At 37.6% G+C, this 12,707-nt stretch carries 10 protein-coding genes; 8 read left to right on the forward strand and 2 right to left on the reverse strand.

Features of this window, described 5'->3' with window-relative positions:
- Positions 1 to 118 precede the first annotated feature (118 nt).
- The 4 genes from G8782_RS01125 to G8782_RS01140 all read left to right on the forward strand — a co-directional run bounded on the left by G8782_RS01125 (position 119) and on the right by G8782_RS01140 (position 3,977).
- Entirely contained in the window at positions 119 to 517 is a 399-nt protein-coding gene (locus G8782_RS01125; protein WP_172369074.1) for a CidA/LrgA family protein, read from the forward strand.
- On the forward strand, positions 510 to 1,196 hold the full coding sequence (locus G8782_RS01130; protein WP_172369075.1) for an LrgB family protein: 687 nt from the start codon (positions 510 to 512) through the stop codon (positions 1,194 to 1,196). Before G8782_RS01125 ends, G8782_RS01130 begins: the two co-directional genes overlap by 8 nt.
- Before the next feature lie 73 nt (positions 1,197 to 1,269).
- Entirely contained in the window at positions 1,270 to 2,148 is an 879-nt protein-coding gene (locus G8782_RS01135) for a patatin-like phospholipase family protein (RefSeq protein WP_172369076.1), read from the forward strand.
- Between the two features lie 155 nt (positions 2,149 to 2,303).
- Positions 2,304 to 3,977, forward strand: coding sequence for an ABC1 kinase family protein (locus G8782_RS01140; RefSeq protein ID WP_172369077.1), 1,674 nt, complete (start codon positions 2,304 to 2,306; stop codon positions 3,975 to 3,977).
- 418 nt (positions 3,978 to 4,395) lie between these two features.
- Here G8782_RS01140 and G8782_RS01145 read toward each other — a convergent pair whose 3' ends face one another.
- Complete coding sequence (locus G8782_RS01145; protein WP_246231513.1) at positions 4,396 to 5,217, reverse strand: squalene/phytoene synthase family protein; 822 nt, start codon at positions 5,215 to 5,217, stop codon at positions 4,396 to 4,398.
- A 225-nt stretch (positions 5,218 to 5,442) separates the two neighbouring features.
- On the opposite strand from G8782_RS01145, the gene G8782_RS01150 reads away from it, so the two are divergent.
- Genes G8782_RS01150 through G8782_RS01165 form a run of 4 tightly spaced genes read left to right on the forward strand, consistent with a single transcriptional unit; the run spans position 5,443 to position 11,044 of the window.
- Positions 5,443 to 9,285, forward strand: a complete 3,843-nt coding sequence (locus G8782_RS01150; RefSeq protein ID WP_172369078.1) for a DEAD/DEAH box helicase — start codon at positions 5,443 to 5,445, stop codon at positions 9,283 to 9,285.
- On the forward strand, positions 9,273 to 10,094 hold the full coding sequence (locus tag G8782_RS01155) for a hypothetical protein (protein WP_172369079.1): 822 nt from the start codon (positions 9,273 to 9,275) through the stop codon (positions 10,092 to 10,094). Before G8782_RS01150 ends, G8782_RS01155 begins: the two co-directional genes overlap by 13 nt.
- A complete protein-coding gene (locus tag G8782_RS01160; protein ID WP_172369080.1) occupies positions 10,057 to 10,740 on the forward strand; it encodes a helix-turn-helix transcriptional regulator in 684 nt (227 codons plus the stop codon). The genes G8782_RS01155 and G8782_RS01160 overlap by 38 nt, the downstream gene beginning before the upstream one ends.
- On the forward strand, positions 10,727 to 11,044 hold the full coding sequence (locus G8782_RS01165; protein WP_172369081.1) for a WYL domain-containing protein: 318 nt from the start codon (positions 10,727 to 10,729) through the stop codon (positions 11,042 to 11,044). The genes G8782_RS01160 and G8782_RS01165 overlap by 14 nt, the downstream gene beginning before the upstream one ends.
- Positions 11,045 to 11,110: 66 nt before the next feature.
- Here the strand turns inward: G8782_RS01165 and G8782_RS01170 are convergent, their stop codons facing one another.
- Entirely contained in the window at positions 11,111 to 12,568 is a 1,458-nt protein-coding gene (locus G8782_RS01170; RefSeq protein WP_172369082.1) for a magnesium transporter CorA family protein, read from the reverse strand.
- Positions 12,569 to 12,707: the final 139 nt, after the last annotated feature.

Below are 12,707 nucleotides of genomic sequence, written 5' to 3' on the forward strand. Positions count from 1 at the left end.
GAAACTGAATATTCTCTGTAATTTATTTTCTGAGAAGAGAAGTTCTCTAGACGTAATGTTCCATTGTTGGTAAAGTAAAGCAATGATAATAAATTGTGCGGGGGAGGGGTGAAGAGTAATGAAGAAATATTCTGTACGAAGATTAACAACTATACTCGTGCAAGTAATTGGACTTTTTATGTTTTCATATATAGGTGATTGGATTTCTTTATTGTTGAAATTGCCTATTCCAGGAAGTATTGTCGGTTTGCTGTTATTGTTCATTTGTTTATATTTTAAAATCGTTCCGGAAAAATATATAAAAGATGGTGCGGGCTTTATACTTGTAATTTTACCGTTATTTTTTATCCCAGCCACGGTTGGTATTATTCAGTTTCCAAATTTACTATCAGGTCAGGGCGCAATCTTGATTGGGATTGTCATGGTGAGCACATTTATGACGCTGATTGTTTCTGGATATAGTAGCCAAATAGTTGAGAAGAAAATGATGGAGAGGGTGAAGCAAACGAATGAGTGATGTCTTATTGTTATTGATAGTTGTCATTGGTACCGTCATTCTTTTTCTAACTATGCGTTATCTGTATGCGCGTTTTTCTATAGCTATTTTGCATCCTGTATTGACGTCGACTGTAATCATCGTTCTGACCCTCCTTTTGTTTAACGTTTCGTATGAGCGTTTTATGATAGGAGGAAAATGGATTGAATTGTTTTTAGGTCCATCTGTCGTGGCTCTTGCGTATCCGCTTTATAATCAGCGAACTTTTGTGATGAAGTATCGAAATGCGATTGTGCTCGGAATTTCGTCAGGCTTACTAACTGCAATGGGCAGCATTCTTTTGTTCGCTAAAATATTTCAACTTGAAGAAGATATTTTCCATTCGATCATTCCCAAATCAATAACGACTCCCGTTGCTATCCAACTAAGTTCATCCTTGGAAGGCATACCATCATTAACTGCGGTATTTGTCATGATCGCAGGTTTTAGCGGAGTCATTTTAGGCCCGTTGGTCATGAAATATGCACGTATTCATAGCCCTCTCAGTAAAGGATTAGCCCTTGGCAGCGCTTCGCATGCACTTGGTGTAGCAAAATCAACGGAGTACGGTGAACTATCACTTTCGATGGCATCTATCTCAATGACGTTAAGTGCGATTGCCGGCTCGGCAGTTGGTCCGTTATTTATATTACTTTCATGAAACTAGTCCTTGGTTCTACAATAATCAAATGACACTTACATTAGACTACCACCACAAAAAGGAGAGGTAGTCTTTGTTAATCGACGGGGTGTTTTCAGGTGGAGGTTTGAAAGGGTTTGCTTTATTGGGCGCGTATGAAGTTTTGGAAGTGAAAGGTTATCAATTCAAGCGCGTAGCCGGAACAAGTGCCGGAGCTATTTTAGCAAGCTTCATAGCAGCTGGGTATACAGCTAAAGAAATTGAACTTCTATTCGATGATTTAGACTTAACTTCACTGTTGGATTCGCGACTCACGGTGCTTCCCATTCCAATATTAAAATGGCTCCATATTTACTGGCGATTAGGTCTCTATCAAGGGAAGGAATTAGAGAAATGGTTTTTAGAAAAGTTAGCCGACAAGGGCGTATATTCATTCTCCGATTTACCGGAAGGGTCTTTAAAACTTGTGGCATCGGATTTAACGAACGGCAAGATGATTGTTCTTCCTGATGATTTAGAGCGCTATGGAATTGTTCAAGAGACCTTTCCAGTTGCACGTGCGGTCCGCATGAGCTGCGGAATTCCTTTTTTCTTTGAACCGGTCAGATTGAAAATTGGTTCGGGAGATACAATTGTCGTAGACGGGGGCGTATTAAGCAATTTTCCATTGTGGATTTTTGATAATGATGTAGGTAAAAAAGAACGGCCAGTGCTCGGATTGAAATTAAGTAGAAGCAAGGAAGAAATGAAAGGCCGGGATATTAAAAATGCAATCAATCTATTTGAAGCATTATTTTCTACAATGAAAAATGCTCATGATGAAAAATATATTTCAAGAAAACACGAAAAAAATATTGTTTTTATCCCAGTTGATAATTATAGCTCAACTCAATTTGATCTAGATGAAGAGTCGAAAAGAGCTCTGATGGACATTGGTCGTAAGCGAACTGAGCAATTTTTGAATTTATGGTAATTAATTTATTATCTCTAGGTCTTGGCAAAGAATTTGTTATTCATTTGCCAAGGCTTTTTATGAGCTGTAAATCCGATGTTATTGGAATGAATTTAGACGAAACGGGTAAAGAAAAGGGAGGTCTATACCAAATAGGCTTTAAGGGAGGAAACGTTTTGCTTAAAAAAAGAATACGGCATACGCGGCGTTTTCAAGAAATCATAAATGCGTTTTTAAAAAATGGATTTAGTCATTTCCTTTTTCGTTTGGGGCTTACTGATCGTGAGACGAAGAGAGGAGAAGAAGAAGAAGGTTGGAGCACCAATGACCAAGATGTTGGAAAAAGGTTACGACATGCGCTTCAAGAGTTGGGGCCGACATTCGTTAAATTGGGTCAAATCGCAAGTTCACGGAGAGATTTAGTTCCCGCAGAAATTATACATGAACTTGAGAAGTTGCAGGAACATGTAGAAACAGTCCCATTTAGTATAATACGAATGATTGTTGAGACTGAACTAGAGGATACCATTGAAAATATTTTCAATTCTTTTAAGGAAGAACCTTTAGCCGCTGCATCAATTGGACAAGTACATCTTGCAGAACTTCCAAGCGGAGAACGAGTAGCAGTTAAAGTCCAACGGCCAAATATTAAACAAACGGTTGAAACAGACTTGGAAATATTACATGAATTGGCAAGTTTTTTAGAGGAAAATACTGTATGGGCAAAGTCATACCGCATAAAAGATATGATTCGGGAGTTTTCCGAATCATTCCGAGATGAATTGGATTATAAAGTGGAAGGCAGAAGCGCTGAGCGTGTTGCAAAACAGTTTATAAAACAAACGCATATTCGAATACCGAAAATTTATTGGGATTTTTCAACACAGAAAATACTTACGATGGAAATGGTTCAAGGCATACGTGTTAATGATATAGATGGATTGGATGAAGCGGGATACGACAGGAAACTTATTGCTGATCGTGTTGTAGACGCAATGTTTTACCAAGTACTTGAGAAAGGTTTCTTCCATGGGGATCCTCATCCCGGGAATATTTACATTTTGCCAGATAACCGCATATGTTTTTTAGATTTCGGCATGATGGGGCGCATCAATGATAGATTGAAATTCCACTTTGCTTCTCTCATCATTAATTTGCAACAAGGCGATACAAAAGGCATGATGAAAATTTTCTCGGACATGGGCCTGCTAAATGAAGATGCAAATACGTCTGCTTTTCAACGAGACCTCGAAGATCTTATTGCGACGTATTATGATGTTTCATTAGAAGAGGTAAGTCTTGGGGGTATTATTAATGAATTGCTCGAGGTTGCATTTCAACACAAAATGCAAATACCAACGGAAATTACGATTCTCAGTAAAGCGATTCTAACTTTGGAGAGCACAGTCAGTCTTTTAGATCCGACGTTTAGTGTTATGAGTGCAGTGGAACCTTTTGGAAAGAAGTTGCTGCTAGAGCGTTATCATCCAATGAATATTATTCAAAACTCCTGGAGAGATGTTGTTGAAAACATAGAAATTCTTTTGCATTTGCCAAAGGATTTCAAAAAGCTGACGTCGACTGTGGGAAAAGGAAAGCTTAAGTTAGATATAAATGTGCAACAGTTGCAAACAATATTAGGCAGATTGGACAGAATCAGTAATCGATTATCATTTAGTATCATCTTACTCGCATTCAGCATCTTGATGGTCGGTCTAATTATAGGGTCCGCAATTGCCGGACAGACAAATTTACTCTGGAGATTTCCAATAATTGAAGCAGGGTCGATCATAGCTACGCTCATGTTTATATTCCTGATATTTTCAATCTTTCGATCTGGTCGGATGTAACGCGTTTCTTTCATCTTCCGAATAGGTTTGATGGCTTGTCAATAGACTAGTACTAGCAACCAAATTCGAAAGGATGGGGAATTGAAGCGGATAGCAATCTTTGGAATCGCCGTCGTGGCTGGGATCATTCTGGGAATATTTGTTACTTATCTTATGGAGTTAATTGGATAGATCCCTTGCAGTGCAGGAGACTGTCCAATTAGTACCTAAATAATCTTTTATTAATACAACTCTTTGATTTAGTGCGCAGTCGTGAGACTCCCGCGGGAAAGCGAGACAGCCAAGACCCTGGACTGAGCGTAGCGAAGGAAGCGGCTTGGCGCTCGCCCGCAGGAAAGCGAACGACGGAGCACTAAATCATTTTAAAAAATAAGATAGTAACTATTATTTTTTATTATTTATGAGTGACGCAAACTATCTACAGGCTATTTACTATTTCATCCACTGTCGTTTCAACTTCGGAACGCTCCATTTTTTCTTTTCCCCCCGATAAAGATTTGAGTGTTTTTTTAGCTAAGGAATGCGGGATTTTACAAAACAGTAAAATGTTTTTTGTCGTAATCGAATCAATATATTCTTCAGCTCTGTTTAAATTCAATTCAGCGTATTTGAACATATCCGCACGCGTCCAACCATCGGGAATATAATGAACGCCTCGATCAGCATCCTCATCTTGATTTCGTAACATATTGACGACTTGCAGACCGCGTCCATAAGCAATCGCCAACTCACGGTCTGTTTTCGTCCCGTCATAAAGTTGCCAAATATCAGATAGCATGACACCTACTAATCCAGCAACGTAGTATGTATACTCATCCAAATCTTCCTTATTTTTTACAAGCCAGTCTTTTTCTACCCACTTGGCCATTCCGTCTGCCATGATGCTTGTCGATTCCTGAACTTTTTCAAGAAAGACTGTTGGACAAATTGAAAGCCAATCGCCAAGTCTTAATGTAACTTCGGGTAAAAGGTTTTCATATGGTTGCAAAAGTTGTTTGTAAGCATGATCGTCAAATTTTGTTTTCAATAATTCGCTAGTAGTGCGTAACAGAAGTTGTTTGGTTTCGGGATGCAAAGCTTCGTGATCTTCAATTTCATCAATAGCTCGCATGCATAAATAAGCAGACCCGACAATTTTACGCAATGTTGGATTCAATAATTTAATCGGAATATAGAAGGTTCTACTCGTTAACTTTAAAACATGCATGGCTTCGTTTTGTAATTTTACGTCAGTATTCAATTCCGACAACCCCTCTCAATTTTTCCAAACTCCAATGCAGATCGAGTTCGTAGAAAGTTTCAATATTACTGTCTATTTCTTTATTATATCAGAATGACATAACATATTGCTAATAAGCTTAACAACATTGAAAAAGTACACTATAATTAAATTAGATCATATAAAAGTCAGTGATCCCGACTCGGGATACTGACTTTTATCGGTTTTTTAGAAAGTAGGATGCAAATGAATCAAGAACCGACCCTACAAACAATGCAGTGCAATTTAGGGATTACAAATAATGCACGTAACAGAATGATGAAATTCGTGAAAAATGAACAAGCTTTTTTTTCAATGGAAGAAGCCTTTAATATTTATATTGAAAAAAGACCGGAAAATAAACATGGCAATATGTCGTTTTCCATTTTCTTTGATAATGAAACAAATCCTGTGTTAGCCGAAAAACTCGATAATCGTGTGGCTGTTATGGAATGTGTCTATAAAAATGAAGGTTTTCTAGCAACGGGTTTTCATGTAAGGGGCAGGAGAGAGCCTGTCCGAACAAATCGACGCTTGCCCGTTCGTCTAAAATTTCTCGTTAATCAGCGGTTGGGTGCTCCGATGCCAATCGAATTGTATACGCGTCTTCGTGAATTGCCTATCGCGGAAGAACGTTCTGAATATGTTCGTAAAAGAATTTCCAGCTGGGAAGGCTATTTGGCAATCCAAGAAAAAAACGCCGATGTAGCAGATATTACGTCTGTTTTTTCAGGTGCAAGCTTTAATGCTGATTTTAGCAAACTTCAAATACGCTGTGCTGGATTGAAAAATAATACGTGGAATGCAATCGGCAATTTCACTGTCAAACTAAAAGGGACTCAAAATGATATCGGAACAGTTATAAACACAAATCGTTCCAAAAAAACCGTCGAAATTGAATTAAATCGAAAATATCAAGAACTAGCTAGAAAGAATGAATGGCAACCTTGGTCTTTTAAGGATGTCATATTCAGTAACTTTTCCGAACTCAGTCAAGTTAAGAGATTGCGTAAAGGATTTAAAGATTTACAAGACGGTCTTGCAGCTAATGCAAATTTGGAAAAAGTTCTATTCGAAGAACGTCCCGTCGTGAGGATTTCAAAACAACAGCTAGACTTAGTATTTCATAATCGACTCAATGAATTTCAACGAGAAGCAGTTACAGGGGCAATGACATCGAATGATTTATACGTCATTCAAGGCCCCCCCGGAACGGGTAAAACGACGGTTATTTCTGAAATTTGCCACCAAAATGTAAAGGCAGGCTTGCGTACTCTTGTTGCATCTCAAGCGAATCTTGCAGTCGATAATGCACTTGGCCGATTATTATCACATCAAGATATTCGAATCTTGCGTTATGGCAGGACGGAAAGCATTGAAGAAGAAGGCAAAAAGTTCATCGAGGAAAATGTCGCACTCAATTGGAAAGAGCAGACTGAAAAGGCCGTTTCGGAACAATTAAGAGATCGATCAAAAATCAAGTTCCAACTGGAGAAGGATTTACAAAATGGTCAAGAGAAAATGCATGAATATGAAAAAGAATTATCTTCATTGGAAGAACAAATCCGTTTAAGAGAAATAGCAGTAGCCGATCTTGCGATACAGAACACTGAACTTAAAAAGTGCATTTTGGAAAAAGAAGATTTACTAACTGAACGAAGAGAACTAGAACAAGCACAAGAAGTTTTGCATAAGACTATTGATGAGCTATCCAAAGATATTTCTTATATTGAAGAAATTCTAGCCACTTATAATGAAACTGAACAAAACGAACAAATGGAAAACATCGAACGACAAATTAAAAATTATAAGGATTACATCAGTTATCAACATATACTTCAACAGATAAATGAAACGACAAGAGCACTTGCAGAGATTCAAGATGAACAGAGAAAGCAAGAAACTTCATTAAAAAGCTTGCAGATGTTTTTGGATGAAGCAAGCTCCATCACTAAATTGAATGTGCTGCAAGAAAGCATGAGAGATGTCGAATTTATCCAATCAGATAAGATTAACGAAAAAATTGCTGAACTCGAAGAAGTTATTCGTGCGATCGCATCGAACTTGGCCGGCGGCACCTATCAAGACTGGACGGAGCTCATTAGCCGGCTCGATAAAGCAATCGAGATGGTCGAGAAAAAATTATCCGAGAATGGCTTTCTAAAACAGTCGCTAAATCGCCATGGAATTAGCAAGCCTTGTTCAGTCAAGGATATACATAGTCAAATTGATAAAGTTGGCCGTTTTTTAATTCATCCATCCGTGAAACAAGCTCTTCAGACTAGGCACTATTCCGCCGAGAGATATGAATACTTAGAAAAATTGGGTGTTGCTTTCGACGTGCTTTCTAGAAGACGGCAATATGCATATTCGCAAATCGAAAATATAGAGAAAGCAAAAAGTCTATTCGAATCAATCAAAATTGAAGTCATTGGAAATGTGAAGCAGGCTATTTCAACCATGACGCTAGAAATTGATGGATCAAAAAAGAGGAAAAGTAGTTATGAAACCGAGATAACTCAACTTCGTGAGAGAAGTTCCCAATTAATGATTCAGCTTGGAACAGTTGACGAAACAATTTCAATCATAACAATGACAGAAAAACTGGGGCAATTGGAAACGACCTATAGCGAACTTGAAAAAGCAAAATCCGACCATCAACAACATAAGCAAGACTTAACACATAGCAAGAATACTATGGAAACTGAAGTTCATAATTTAGAGAAGAATTCTCAGGAACTCCAACGAAATAACGAGTTAGTAGAAACGAATGATAAAAAATGTGTCGAACTAGAAAAACAAGTCCTCACATTGAAGGAAATAGTCGATCAAAATCCAAAAGAACAATATGACAATAATCTGATAGCGATGGCTAAGTTATCAAAGGAAATAAAAAAAATGCAAAAAGAGAAAGAGCGTCTTCCGGTGACAAACGCCCTTCAACAAGAGTGGTTAGCACTCTTGGAAAATGCAAATAAACATGACTTAAATGAAATTCGGAAACTATATGTACAACATGCAAATGTGATCGGAACAACATGCGTGGCTTCAGCTAGGCGCGATTTCATGGAAGAGTATCCAGTCTTCGATGTCGTTATTATTGATGAAGTATCGAAAGCGACCCCGCCAGAATTACTTCTTCCAATGTTGAAAGGCAAGAAAATCATTCTAGTGGGCGACCATCATCAGTTACCGCCTTTAGTAGGTCAAGAAACCCTTGAAGAATTTCTAGAAGAAATTGATGATCAGCACGAAAAAAATGAATTGAAAAAGCTGCTAGAAGAATCGCTTTTTGAGCGTCTTTTTAGAACGTTGCCAAAACAAAACAAGACAATGTTGGGCATCCAATACCGCATGCATGAATCAATCATGGAAACGATTGCTCCTTTCTATGAAGACGGAGACTATCGCTTGCAATGCGGTATCGCCGATTCTGACATTGAGCGCGACCACGGGATTGAATCGCATTATATAAAAAGAAACGATCATCTATTATGGTTCGATATGCCGAATGAACCGAACTATTTTGAAGATAAAGTGACAGGCGGAACGAGCCGGTATAATCAATCTGAGCTAAATCTCATTAAAAAGTTGTTGATAGATTTGGACAAGTCCGTCGGCAATATGAAAGACGTTATAGATATGAATCAAGAGTTCAGAAAAAGTGTCGGGGTGATCAGCTTTTATGGTGAACAAGTCAAGCGTATCGACAGGTTAATTCAACAAGAATTAATGCCGTCGCATTTACATTGCAGAACGGGTTCGGTTGATAAGTTTCAAGGCATGGAAATGGATATTATCATTTTGAGTTTTGTTCGAAATCATCAAGATAAAAGCGGGGCTATTGGTTTTGCTCGTGATTATAGACGATTGAATGTAGCGTTATCGCGAGCTAGGGAATTATTAATCATTGTCGGAAGCGCTGAAATGTTTGCTGTGCGAACGAAAGATGTGAAAGCTAGAAAAATGTATAGTCGATTAGTAGAAGAAATTAAAAAGAAAAACGGATTTAGAAACCATGAAGAGGAGGCAGCAGTGTGGAAGAGCTGAAGAATCGCTTAACAAAAGAACTGCAACAGGATTTTAATGTGAAAGTTTTGGATTCCGTTTCATGGGCACTTCCAGTTCAACTCATCTCAATTAACTTTCAAACAGTCTCTCGAACGAAAATGGATATTCTAATGAAAATGATGTTACTCACTTTCCAAAAGACTAAGAGTTCTACCATCGATGATCTAGGTGAAATCCTGCTTGTCGAACCATTATTTCTTCGAGATTTGATTGGAAAAATGCGTAGAGCACATATGATAGAGGAAATTGGAAATGGGTTCACATTAACCGAATTAGGCGTTCAACAACTTGAAACAGGCATTTATGAGCATGAACCCGAAACAAATGCAGCCGAGCTAATTTATAATCCATGTCATCAGTCTCTTCTGAAAGGGGAAATTGACTATCGTTTTTCCGAGAAAAACAGTTATCGTTATAAGGATGATTTTCCCGAGTGGGAAGTCGCTTACCTTGAAGAAGCCGAAATGTTAGAAGCGATAAAAGATGCGGGGATTGAATCGAGTAATGAAGATGTCCAAACAGTTGTAACTGCTATCGAGTCTACATCCGTAGTGAAAAACATGTCAGTGTATTGTATTGAATTTCGCTTATATAATAAAGAAGAAGATACAATCTATGCACGTGTTTGGAACACGCTATTAGGGCGTTGGGATGAAATGATTGAATCTCAATTGAATGAAAAAGAACGAATAAAATGGCGCGCATCTTATCTAGATGAACAAAAAAGTGTTATCGGAAGGGATGTAGACGATGATGAAACCAATAAGCGCACGGGAAAGGCTACTTGAAGTCATCTCAATCCTTGAACAGAATACAGATGAAGAAAATATGAAAACGCTTCATGAAATTCATGCAATGCTACCCGAACATTCCAATGTGGCAGTCGGAACAGTCAGAGAAGATTTACTCGTTCTCGAAGAATCTTTTATATTTCCTGTAACAGGGGTTCAAGAAAAAAATGGCATGCAAAAGCATTACCACTTCGACGGAAGATTGTTTGAAATTCATGAACTGCGGCTTCTGATGGAAGCAATAAGCGCAGCCAAATTCATCCCGCAATCGGAAACGAATAAACTTTTAATGAAAATTAGAAAATTAACAAGTCGACGCTTGGCAAAACAATTGAACAATGAACTTTACGTTGTAAATGACGCTAAACATGATTTAGTAGAAGTCACAAAAGTCGTTGAACTATTACACACGGGGATTCAAGACCGGAAAATTATTGCTTTCAAATATGGACGTTACGGGACGGACTTGCAATTCCATTTGAGCAATAATGGGGATAATTATTTGGTCAAACCATACGGATTAGTATGGAATAGTGATCGTTATTATTTAATAGCGGAATACGCTGAAAATGATATTCGACAATACCGTGTTGATCGAATGCGTTCAGTTCAAGTAACGGATGATAATTTTGTGCCAGATTAAAGACTTTAATCTTAAAAATCACGTTTCGAAAATGTTTCATATGTTCGGCGGCGATCCACTTTCACTCGAAGCGGTTTTTTCGAATGAACTAATTAATGTAGTGATTGATCGATTTGGAACAGACGCCAATATTCAAGCGCAGGATTCTGATTCTTTTGTTTTGAAAACGCGAGCCATTATGAGCGAAGGGCTTATTCAATGGCTAATGCGTTTTGGCCATCGCGTGAAAGTGATTCACCCTGAAACTTTGGTAAATCAAATGAAAGTGGAAGCAACAAAGTTTTATGAAAACTATCATGAGTAGTATTGATCTCTGCCAAGAAAAACGCCTTCCCCTTAAGAGGAAAGGCGTTTTTCATATATATAGCGTTCACTCAAAATGATTGTCGGATTTCATTCTGCGTATTTTATTTACAACAAATTTACGTACAGTGGAAAAGATTAAAAAACCTGAAAGGACAATTCCGCTTACTGCTGTGATTAATGAAACCCATTCAAAAATTGTATAGGAAGAAAATGCTTTCCAGCCAGTAGGGGATTCCCAGTCTTTAATAACAAGATTCATTCCGTAAATTCCTGATACAACCGTAAAAACGGTTAAAATAAATAGAAGCATATTCATTCTATCTGATGCGTTGTTTTCTTGGCTTTTATATAATTCATTTAAAGTATTGTTTACTTCTTTGAAAAGAGTTTCTATATTAAAGGAACGGCGAATCAGCTGCGATAGCTCATTGCCTTCAGAACGGGTGCTCACTTCCTGATAATAATATAGCGATGAAAACAATGTAATTAGCTTAATAAGCAATTTGACATATTCTTCATCTTTGTCCCAATTGATTTTACTATATTCAAAAGACACTCGAAGCAAAATGATTTTATAGAAATAATGAAGAAGCAAATTATAGTAATGTGTCCCCATGTATTGCGAAAGTTCTCTTTCCATACTTTTAGGCGGTTTATTCGTTACAGTAATAAACGCATGATCCGTTACCACGGTATATTCATGAGGCGCCCATCTGTCATGTAAAGTTTGTTTTAAATTTCGCTTAATATAATCAGGGTTATTTGCGGAGATGAAAATCGATTCATTCGGTAATTTTCCATCTACGGACCCCATACGGTATAATTGCTCATTTGTAACAGCTGATCCTTCTTCACAGAAAAGGAAGGCAGAAGCGTACATTCTCTCATCTTTGTAATAAGGTAAAGATCCAAAATAACCGCTTAGCTTTTCATCATGCAAAATGAACTTTTCCAGGAATGGACAAAGCTCTTCAAATAACAAACCATGCATAGACATGGATTTCCCGGTGGCAGGACAAACGACCTCCGCTCCGCGTTCTTCCTCCAATTTAGATTCAATCGTTCTAAAATGATGCATGAAATCGAGAACATCAGATAAATCCAATTTCTTTTGATTCAAATCGACCCTCATTGTAAATAATACTATGCCGAAGGGGCTTAATATAATATCCAGGCTTCGAATAGTAAAAGGGGTCGTATTATTTCGTATGTTGAAATTAAAGGATTTCATAACAGATGTTGTAAATCGATGAAACCCTTTATCCTCCAAAGAAGTTGGAAAAAGATTATGTTCTACGTATGGAAGAAAGTATTGTTCAAGCTCTTCGTGATCAACACGAATATTATCTCCATAAATATTGTCATCCACTGTATTATTCTCAAGTTGAAAAAATGAAAATCCGTTACTTTCAAGTGCTCGAGCAAATTCAGATTTCCTTTTAGTGTCATAGCCTAAAGGCAGAATGAAGGAAAGATGTGACTGATTGATAGTCAGTGGCGACGTTATTACTTTTTCTGTCATAGGCTCTAATCCTTTCACAAAATGAAATTCAACTGTTTTAGTCCTTAACTTCCCTCAAGCTCTACGAATTAAACAAAGCAACTAAGTACTAAAAAAATCCCCATATTTAATATATACGGGGATGTTAATAACTTGCTTG

Source organism: Sporosarcina jiandibaonis (assembly GCF_013184495.1).
Lineage (GTDB): Bacteria > Bacillota > Bacilli > Bacillales_A > Planococcaceae > Sporosarcina > Sporosarcina jiandibaonis.

What these genes read in the sequence shown, in the direction of transcription:
- G8782_RS01125 (WP_172369074.1), top strand. Translation starts at nt 119, where the DNA reads ATGAAGAAATATTCTGTACGAAGATTAACAACTATACTCGTGCAAGTA.
- G8782_RS01170 (WP_172369082.1), bottom strand. Translation starts at nt 12,568, where the DNA reads ATGACAGAAAAAGTAATAACGTCGCCACTGACTATCAATCAGTCACAT.
- G8782_RS01150 (WP_172369078.1), top strand. Translation starts at nt 5,443, where the DNA reads ATGAATCAAGAACCGACCCTACAAACAATGCAGTGCAATTTAGGGATT.
- G8782_RS01160 (WP_172369080.1), top strand. Translation starts at nt 10,057, where the DNA reads ATGATGAAACCAATAAGCGCACGGGAAAGGCTACTTGAAGTCATCTCA.
- G8782_RS01130 (WP_172369075.1), top strand. Translation starts at nt 510, where the DNA reads ATGAGTGATGTCTTATTGTTATTGATAGTTGTCATTGGTACCGTCATT.